The sequence below is a fragment of the Gemmatimonas sp. genome (assembly GCF_044344655.1).
Lineage (GTDB): Bacteria > Gemmatimonadota > Gemmatimonadetes > Gemmatimonadales > Gemmatimonadaceae > Gemmatimonas.
This window is the reverse complement of record NZ_JBIJCN010000022.1, coordinates 42763-49904: the sequence shown is the minus strand read 5'-3', so window position 1 is coordinate 49904 and position 7142 is coordinate 42763. Positions and strand designations below refer to the sequence as shown.

The window sequence follows — 7142 nt, the reverse complement described above, 5'->3', positions numbered from 1 at the left end:
ACCAAGCGCAATCCCATTTTCACGGCGGATTTATTGCGTGGCACACCCGGTGTCACGATTCAGCCAGGGGCCGCGGGCGGCCGTGATCGGGTGCTGATGCGTGGCGCCGCCGGCGGCGGCAGTTGCATCCCGGCCCTCTTCGTGAACGGCATGCTCACGCCAACGCCGGACGGCATTCTCGAAAACATCGTCACCGCCAACGACGTGCGCGCCGTGGAGGTATACTCGCGCATGAGCTCCACGCCGCCAGAGTACCAGAGCCGCAACGGCTGCGGCAGCATCGTGATCTGGACCGGCGCGCGGCGGCGCTAAGCGGCAATGATCGCCGATCAGTCGTCGTAGCCGACGACGAGATTCATTCCCGCCTGCCGGGCGCGTTCCACCGCCTGTTGCGCGGCGTCGAACAGTCCGTCCACCGTCGTGACAGCGTCGCTCACTTCGGCCACACCCACGGAGACCGTGCCGCGCATGCCGGCGACATCGCCGGCGAAGACATGGCGCGCCATGCGCTCGCGAATGCGTTCGGCCAGCACCAGCCCACCGGCACGTTCGGTGCTCGGGAGGAGCACCCCGAACGCCTCACCAGCAATGCGCCCCACCATATCGGTGGTGCGCGACTCCTGTCGGCAGAGCCACGCCGTTGCCCGGAGCCACTCATTGGCGACGGGCTCGCCGTATGCGCTCACCCGTTCGCGGAAGCGATCGGGAGCCACGAGCAGCATGGTGAGCGGCTGGCCGTACCGGCATGCGCGCGCCACCTCGCTCTGCGCCAGCTCGAAGAACGCGCGGTGCGTCGACACGCCCGTGAGGTAGTCGGTAACGCTCGACGCGCCGTCGCGCAGCCGCTCGTCGAGCGTTCGGCGCGCCGACCCGTCGTGCGACACCACCGAGTACCCGGTCGTGCCGCCGCCGCCGTCGCGCAACGCGGTCACGACGGTGGTCGCCCAGAAGGTGGTGCCGTCTCGCCGCTGACGGTATCCCTCCTCCTCGCACCAGCCATTGCGAACAGCCAGGGCCAGCGTGTCAGGCAGAGAGGACGGGCCGCCGTGGTCCGGGGGGAGTAGCCGAGCCATGGGCTGGCCCATGATGGACGCGCTGTCCCACTGATGCACGCGTTCGGCCGCGGCGCTCCAACTGTTCACCAGACCGTCGGCATCGAGCGTGAAGATGGCGTAGTCACGCACCGCACCATCGATGGCGGTATGCCGCTGTTCGAGGTTCGAGAGGAGCGCCCGCGCACTGGCGAGTGCGGAGGCGTCGGTGGCGACCGCCACGACGCGGCCATTCGCCACCTTCACGAGAGAGAGCAACACCCCGTGGTGCTGGCTGGGGGCGAGCACCTCGAGATTGTCCACCACAAGTCCACGCGGCCCGTCGAAGCCACGCACCCGCGCCGGCAAGTCCGGCACGTACGCGCTCAAGCTGTCAAAGAGGTTCTCCAGTGCGCCGGTGCTGGTGAACGGCGCGAGAAGACGGCGCGCTGCGAGGTTTGCCACGTCCACTCGGCCCGACTCGTCAACCTCGACGAGCCCGACCGGCGACAGCAGGAACAGCTCGCGTAGCGCCTCTGGAGTCACGCCTCCGCCTCGACCTCGGCAGCGGCAGCCTTCTCCGGCTGCAGGGTGAGTGCACGCGTGCGGATCTCGTGCTGGAGCCGCTCAACCAGCGCATCCTGCGACAGCACCTCCTGCTTCTTTCCGGCCCCACGTGCCCGGAGCGCCACCGTGGACTCCTCGGCTTCACGGCGGCCGATCACGCACATGTACGGGATCTTCTCCACCTCGCCCTCGCGGACGCGATAGTTGAGCGTTTCGTTGCGCGCATCGAGGGTGGCCCGGATACCGAGCGCCTTCATGCGGTCCACGAGCGCCTGAGCGTGCTCGTTGTAATCGATCGCAATGGGGATCACCCGGACCTGCTCGGGCGCGAGCCAGACCGGGAACGCGCCGCCGAAGTGCTCGATGAGGATCGCGATGAAGCGCTCGAAGGAGCCACTGACGGCGCGATGAATCACCACCGGACGGTGGGGCGCGTTGTCTTCGCCGGTGTAGGTGAGATCGAATCGTTCCGGCGCGTTGTAGTCGAGCTGAATGGTGCCCAGCTGCCAGGCGCGGCCGATGCTGTCCATCACGTCGAAGTCGATCTTGGGGCCATAGAATGCCCCGTCGCCTTCCTTCATCTCATACGGGCGACCGGTGCTCTCGAGCGCCGCGCGCAGGGCGCCCTCGGCGCGGTCCCACAGCTCATCACTGCCAATCCGCTGCTCGGGGCGTGTGGCGAACTTCAGCTTGGCCTGTAACCCGAACGTGTCATAGTAGGAGAGGATGAAGTCCATGAGGAACTTCACCTCGCTCTCGATCTGATCCTCGCGGAGATACACGTGGCAGTCGTCCTGCGAGAACTGCCGCACCCGCGTGAGCCCCGAAAGGGCACCCGAGAGTTCGTTGCGGTGCAGCACATCGAAGGTCACGAAGCGCACGGGCAGTTCGCGGTACGAGTGCTTCTCCGAGGCGTACAGCACATGGTGCGAGGGGCAGTTCATGGGCTTGAGCGACATGTCGTGCTCCCCGGTCTCGTTGTCGAGCACGAGGAACATGTTCTCCTTGTATTTGCCCCAGTGCCCCGACTGCTCCCACAGCTTTTTGTTGTACAGCAGGGGCGTTTTGATTTCCTGGAAGGCCTCCCTCTGTCGCTCACGCACGAAGCCTTCGAGCGTGTTGTAGAGCGTGGTCCCCTTGGGCGTCCAGAACGCTGCGCCGGGGGCCTGCGGGAAGATTTGGAACAGCCCGAGGGATTTGCCCAGCACACGGTGGTCGCGCTTCTTCGCCTCCTCGAGGTTATGCAGATGCGTCTCGAGTTCGTCTTTCTTGAAGAAGGCCGTGGCGTAGATGCGCTGCAGCATCTGGCGCTTCACGTCACCGCGCCAGTAGGCGCCCGCGGTGTGCAGCAGCTTGAAGTGCTTGAGGTGCGACGTATCGGGCACATGCGGCCCGCGGCACAGGTCGATGAAGGGCCCGTCGGTATAGGTGCTGATCACCTCGTCGGTGCCTTCGAAGTCGGCGAGGCGCTCGAGCTTGAGCGGATCGTCCGTGAAGCGGACCTTCGCCTCGTCGAGCGAGACCTCCTCGCGCACGAACGGATACTTCTCCGCCACGACCTTCTTCATTTCCGCCTCGAACGCCGCGAGATCCTCTGGCGTGAAGGGCGTCTCGACCTCGAAATCGTAATAGAAGCCGTCGTCGATGGCGGGGCCGAAGCCGATCTTCGCGTCGGGGCGCAGGCGGCGTACCGCCGTGGCGAGGATGTGCGCGCCCGAGTGGCGCAACACGTCGAGCGCACGCGGGTCCTTGTCGGTGATCACCACGAAGGCGCCAGACTTGCGCAGCGGCGTCACGAGGTCCTGCACCTCGCCGTCCACCGCCACTGCCAACGCGGCCTGCAGCAACCGCGCGCCGATCGAACCGACGACGTCACGAGCCAGGGTCCCCGGCGCGACTTCGCGCGTGTTGCCATCGGGGAGCGTGAGAACGATCGAACCTTCACCAGCGGCGGGCGTACCGGCGATCATCGGACAGGACAGCAAAAGGACGCGAGCGAGATCTGCTCTTCGCGGCACAGCTCGGGCACGCAATGAGCACGAGGATGCACGGCTACGGTCCGTGGCAGTCGACCTCGCTCGACAAGAGTGTGCAAGTTATCCTTGCTAGGAGAGGTACGCCAAGACAGGCGGCCACGAATAGCCGAGGCTGTCACAATGCGGACACCGTGAGGAATGCATGGCACGATCACGTCGTACCAGTCGCGGGATCGGCGAGCAGATCCTGATGGTAGCGTTGGGCGCCGTGGCCGGGCTGGCGATCGGCATGGCCCTCGCCGATCGTGTCGGCGGGCTACGGCGCCGCCAGGACAACCCGCGGCAGCGCCGGCGCCGCGACAACGGCGGGCGCGACGAGGCGGGCCGGTCGCCGTCGTGGGACGAAAACGACGACGAGCCGGAACTGGCCCCCGAGGCGATCTCGCACCTGCACCTCCGCGGACGCTCCCCGACATCGGCACGCCCCGCCGTGCCGCCGCCGGGGGCCGCCCCGGTGGAGGCCATGCCCGGGATCGTACGGCAGGTGGAGCTCGAGGAGCGGGTCCTCGACGTGTTCCGCACTGATCCGCTGATGGCGGACCGCCCCATAGACATTGGTGCGGTCGACGCCCACACCATCGAACTCGCCGGCTGGGTCTACGGGGAGTCCGAGATCGCCTACGCCGTCACCCTCGCCAGCGGGGTCCCGGGGGTGAAGGCGGTCGAAAGTCTGCTGGCCCTGCGGCCGCGCGGGGCGGGCTGACCCGCCACCGCGGCCTCCCGGTCCGGGTTATCTTCTCGGGCTATGACTGCGCCAGACTCTTCGCTGCCCCCGATCTACGACGCCGCCGCCACCGAGGCCGCCTGGTACCCCCGTTGGACCGAACATGGCGTGTTCACGGCCGACCCGGCTCGCGCCACGGGCCCCGGCGGCCGCGAACCGTTCGTGATCGTCATTCCGCCGCCCAACGTGACGGCCGTCCTGCACATGGGCCATGGGCTCAACAACACCGTGCAGGACGTGCTGATCCGGTGGCGCCGCATGGCGGGCGACGAAGCACTCTGGGTGCCTGGCACCGACCACGCCGGTATCGCCACCCAAAACGTGGTGGAGAAGCAGCTCGCGGCCGAGGGCAAGTCGCGCTTCGATCTCGGACGCGAGCCGTTCGTGCAGCGCGTGGCGGAGTTCGTCGACAAGACCGGCGGCGAGATCCTCAATCAGCTGAAATCGATCGGCGCCAGCGCCGACTGGACACGCACCGCGTACACCTTTTCGCCCGAGCTCTCACGCGCGGTGCGCGAAACGTTCGTGCGCCTGTACGAGGACGGCCTCGTCTACCGGGGTCATCGTGTGATCCACTGGTGCCCGCGCTGCGGCACCAGCTTGTCGGATGAAGAGGCGGAATTCACCGATACGAACGGCAAGCTGTATCACCTCCGCTACCCGCTCGCAGACGATCCGTCGCAGGGCATCACCGTCGCCACCACGCGCCCCGAAACGATGCTGGGCGACGTGGCCGTGGCGGTGAACCCCGACGACGAACGCTATCAGGCGATGATCGGCAAGGAGGTGATCCTGCCGCTCAACGGCGTGCGGATCCCGATCGTGGGCGACAGCTACACCGATCCCACCTTCGGCTCCGGCGCCGTAAAGATCACCCCCGCCCACGACGCGAACGACTTCGAGGTGGCCAAGCGCCACTCCCTCGCCATGCCGGTCGTGATCGATGCCGAAGGGATCGTGCGGGAAGCCGACGGCGCTGCCGGCCGCGTGCCCGCGTCGCTCGCGGGGCTCGACCGCTTCGAGGCGCGCAAGGCGATCGTCAACCTGCTCGACGAAGCGGGCGCGCTCGTGAAGGTCGAGCACCACGCCCACAGCGTGCGCCACTGCTACCGGTGCGACACGGTGGTCGAGCCGCGCCTCAGCGATCAGTGGTTCGTGAAGATGCAGCCGCTCGCCGACAAGGCGCTCGCCGTGCTGCGTTCGGGCGAACTGCGCATCCTCCCCGACCGCTGGGAAGCGGTGTACGTGAACTGGCTCGAGGGGATCCGCGACTGGAACATCTCCCGCCAGATCTGGTGGGGGCATCGCGTGCCCGTGTGGTACTGCACTGCGTCCTGCGGCCATGCGCAGATCGTCTCGCGCACCGACGTGACCGCGTGCCCGGGCTGTGGTGGCACGGTGCGGCAGGACAACGACGTCCTTGACACCTGGTTCTCCAGCTGGCTCTGGCCGTTCTCCACGCTCGGCTGGCCCGACAAGACACCGGACCTCAAGGCGTTCTACCCCGGCGACCTCCTCGTCACCGCGCCCGAGATCCTGTTCTTCTGGGTCGCCCGCATGGTAATGAGCGGCTGCTGGTTCCTCGACAAGGCGCCGTTCCACACGGTGTACCTGCACGGGACTGTGCGCGACATGCAGCATCGCAAAATGTCCAAGTCGCTCGGCAACGGGATCGATCCGCTCGACGTCGTGAAGCTCTACGGCGCCGATGCGCTGCGCTGGACGATGGTGGCGGGGCTTGGGCTCGGTGTGGACGTGATGCTCGACCCCACCGATCTGGAGAAGTCGTTCGCCCCGGGGCGCAACTTCTGTACGAAGTTGTGGAACATCGGCCGCTTCCTGCTCTCACGCGTGGGGACCGATCCGGTGGCGCCGCTCTCGCAGCTCGACCGCGATCAGCTCGCACCGGCCGATCGGTGGATTCTCGAACGGCTCGATCAGGCGATCGCCGACTGTGATGCGGCGCTGGGCCCTGCCCGTCCGTCCACCCTCGCGCATTGGAGTGACCTCGAGCGCGGCCGCGGCCTCCGGTTGTCGGAGTACGCGGAGGCGGCGCGCCGCTTCGTATGGAACGAACTGGCCGACTGGTATCTCGAAAGCATCAAGCCGCGCCTCGCGGCCGACGGCACCGCCGATCGCGAAGTGGCGCGCGCCGTGCTGGCGCATGCCTTCGACGGCGCGCTGCGCCTGCTGCATCCAGTCGTGCCGTTCATCACGGAAGAGCTGTGGCAGAAGCTGCCGCAGACGCCGCCCGGTGCGTTCCTGGCGCAGGCGGCGTGGCCGGTGGCTGGCGGCGAGTATGCCGGTGGCGGTGCGGCCTTCGACCTGGTGCGCGAGTCGGTCCAGGCGATCCGACAGGTCCGTGCGGAGTACAACGTGAGTCCGGGCGCGTGGGTGGACGCCGTATTGGTGGCCACGAACGACGCGGAGGCGCTGCTGGGACCGCAGGCCGACACGGTCGGGGCACTTGCGCGTGCCAAGGTCCGCGTGGGTGCGGTCAATCCGGGTGGCGCCGCGGCGCAGGTGTTGCTCTCCGGCGGCGTCGAACTCGTCGTGCCGCTCGCTGGCATGATCGATCTCGACAAGGAGAAGCAGCGCTTGGACACGGAAATCGTGCAGCTCGACAAACAACTCACGGCGCTGCAGGGCCGGCTCTCCAACGACGGCTTCGTGGCCAAAGCACCGGCCGCGGTCGTGGAAACCGAGCGGGCCAAGGCTGCCGACTGGTCGTCGCGCCTTGCGCAATTGCGCGACAAGCGCGCGGCGCTGGGCGCGTGAGCCCGG

5 protein-coding genes are annotated in these 7142 nt (G+C 67.6%); 3 read left to right on the top strand and 2 right to left on the bottom strand.

The features are described 5' to 3' along the window. The coding region (locus ACIQ51_RS07900) for a TonB-dependent receptor plug domain-containing protein (RefSeq protein WP_396204489.1) at positions 1-312 on the top strand (312 nt) is incomplete at its 5' end. A gap of 17 nt (positions 313-329) precedes the next feature. On the opposite strand, the gene ACIQ51_RS07895 is transcribed toward ACIQ51_RS07900, so the two are convergent. Both ACIQ51_RS07895 and thrS read right to left on the bottom strand, forming a co-directional pair. Next, positions 330-1577: a diguanylate cyclase gene (locus tag ACIQ51_RS07895; protein ID WP_396204488.1), complete on the bottom strand. Its 1248-nt coding sequence runs from the start codon at positions 1575-1577 to the stop codon at positions 330-332. Beyond that, on the bottom strand, positions 1574-3568 hold the full coding sequence (gene thrS, locus ACIQ51_RS07890) for a threonine--tRNA ligase (RefSeq protein WP_396204487.1): 1995 nt from the start codon (positions 3566-3568) through the stop codon (positions 1574-1576). Before thrS ends, ACIQ51_RS07895 begins: the two co-directional genes overlap by 4 nt. Before the next feature lie 208 nt (positions 3569-3776). Between thrS and ACIQ51_RS07885 the strand changes: the two genes are divergently transcribed. Together ACIQ51_RS07885 and ACIQ51_RS07880 are read left to right on the top strand one after the other, a co-directional pair. Then, on the top strand, positions 3777-4337 hold the full coding sequence (locus tag ACIQ51_RS07885) for a hypothetical protein (RefSeq protein WP_396204486.1): 561 nt from the start codon (positions 3777-3779) through the stop codon (positions 4335-4337). A gap of 42 nt (positions 4338-4379) precedes the next feature. Next, positions 4380-7136 carry a valine--tRNA ligase gene (locus ACIQ51_RS07880; RefSeq protein ID WP_396204485.1) on the top strand — a complete coding sequence of 919 codons (2757 nt, stop codon included), beginning with the start codon at positions 4380-4382 and terminating at the stop codon, positions 7134-7136. Positions 7137-7142 lie beyond the last annotated feature (6 nt).